Genomic DNA, 2495 nt, shown 5'->3' with positions numbered 1-2495 from the left:
ACACAGTGGACGCGAGCAACTGAGGACAAGCCCTCGGCCTATTAGTACCAGTCAACTCCAACCGTTACCGGTCTTCCATATCTGGCCTATCAACCCAGTCGTCTACTGGGAGCCTTACCCCATCAAGTGGGAGGGAGCCCTCATCTCGAAGCAGGCTTCCCGCTTAGATGCTTTCAGCGGTTATCCTTTCCGAACGTAGCCAACCAGCCATGCCCTTGGCAGAACAACTGGCACACCAGAGGTTCGTCCGTCCCGGTCCTCTCGTACTAGGGACAGCCCTTCTCAAGACTCCTACGCGCACAGCGGATAGGGACCGAACTGTCTCACGACGTTCTAAACCCAGCTCGCGTACCGCTTTAATGGGCGAACAGCCCAACCCTTGGGACCGACTCCAGCCCCAGGATGCGACGAGCCGACATCGAGGTGCCAAACCATCCCGTCGATATGGACTCTTGGGGAAGATCAGCCTGTTATCCCCGGGGTACCTTTTATCCGTTGAGCGACGGCGCTTCCACAAGCCACCGCCGGATCACTAGTCCCTACTTTCGTACCTGCTCGACCCGTCAGTCTCACAGTCAAGCTCCCTTGTGCACTTACACTCAACACCTGATTGCCAACCAGGCTGAGGGAACCTTTGGGCGCCTCCGTTACCCTTTAGGAGGCAACCGCCCCAGTTAAACTACCCACCAGACACTGTCCCTGATCCGGATCACGGACCCAGGTTAGACATCCAGCACGACCAGAGTGGTATTTCAACAACGACTCCACCATGACTGGCGTCACGGCTTCACAGTCTCCCACCTATCCTACACAAGCCGAACCAAACACCAATATCAAGCTATAGTAAAGGTCCCGGGGTCTTTCCGTCCTGCTGCGCGAAACGAGCATCTTTACTCGTAGTGCAATTTCACCGGGCCTATGGTTGAGACAGTCGAGAAGTCGTTACGCCATTCGTGCAGGTCGGAACTTACCCGACAAGGAATTTCGCTACCTTAGGATGGTTATAGTTACCACCGCCGTTTACTGGCGCTTAAGTTCTCAGCTTCGCCACCCCGAAGAATGACTAACCGGTCCCCTTAACGTTCCAGCACCGGGCAGGCGTCAGTCCGTATACATCGCCTTACGGCTTCGCACGGACCTGTGTTTTTAGTAAACAGTCGCTTCTCGCTGGTCTCTGCGGCCACCACCAGCTCAGGGAGCACGTCCCATCACCAGCAATGGCCCCCCTTCTCCCGAAGTTACGGGGGCATTTTGCCGAGTTCCTTAACCATAGTTCACCCGAACGCCTCGGTATTCTCTACCTGACCACCTGAGTCGGTTTAGGGTACGGGCCGCCATGAAACTCGCTAGAGGCTTTTCTCGACAGCATAGGATCATCCACTTCACCACAATCGGCTCGGCATCAGGTCTCACCCTCATGTGCCATCCGGATTTGCCTGGATGACGGGCTACACCCTTACCCCGGGACAACCACCGCCCGGGCTGGACTACCTTCCTGCGTCACCCCATCACTCACCTACTACCACCTTGGATCAGCGGCTCCACCACTCCCCTACACTCCGAAGAGCTCAGGGCGGCTTCACGGCCTTAGCATCAGAGGATTCGATGTTTGGCGCTTCAAAGCGGGTACCGGAATATCAACCGGTTGTCCATCGACTACGCCTGTCGGCCTCGCCTTAGGTCCCGACTTACCCTGGGCAGATCAGCTTGACCCAGGAACCCTTAGTCAATCGGCGCACACGTTTCCCACGTGTGTATCGCTACTCATGCCTGCATTCTCACTCGTGAACCGTCCACAACTACCTTCCGGCGCTGCTTCACCCGGCACACGACGCTCCCCTACCCATCACGATCCCCGTTGGGGGTACATATCGCAATGACACGACTTCGGCGGTGTGCTTGAGCCCCGCTACATTGTCGGCGCGGAATCACTTGACCAGTGAGCTATTACGCACTCTTTCAAGGATGGCTGCTTCTAAGCCAACCTCCTGGTTGTCTCTGCGACTCCACATCCTTTCCCACTTAGCACACGCTTAGGGGCCTTAGTCGATGCTCTGGGCTGTTTCCCTCTCGACCATGGAGCTTATCCCCCACAGTCTCACTGCCGCGCTCTCACTTACCGGCATTCGGAGTTTGGCTAAGGTCAGTAACCCGGTAGGGCCCATCGCCTATCCAGTGCTCTACCTCCGGCAAGAAACACACGACGCTGCACCTAAATGCATTTCGGGGAGAACCAGCTATCACGGAGTTTGATTGGCCTTTCACCCCTAACCACAGGTCATCCCCCAGGTTTTCAACCCTGGTGGGTTCGGTCCTCCACGAAGTCTTACCTCCGCTTCAACCTGCCCATGGCTAGATCACTCCGCTTCGGGTCTTGGGCACGCTACTCAACGCCCTCTTCGGACTCGCTTTCGCTACGGCTTCCCCACACGGGTTAACCTCGCAACATACCGCAAACTCGCAGGCTCATTCTTCAAAAGGCACGCAGTCACGAC

General features: G+C 56.6%; 1 rRNA gene. It reads right to left on the bottom strand.

Annotation, left to right across the window (positions count from 1 at the left end):
• Positions 1-21: 21 nt before the first annotated feature.
• Positions 22-2495 (bottom strand): 23S ribosomal RNA (locus ACH4FX_RS43150); the annotation flags it as partial.

The sequence above is a fragment of the Streptomyces sp. NPDC018019 genome (assembly GCF_044327805.1).
GTDB lineage: Bacteria > Actinomycetota > Actinomycetes > Streptomycetales > Streptomycetaceae > Streptomyces.
This window is presented reverse-complemented; position numbering and strand designations above follow the sequence as displayed.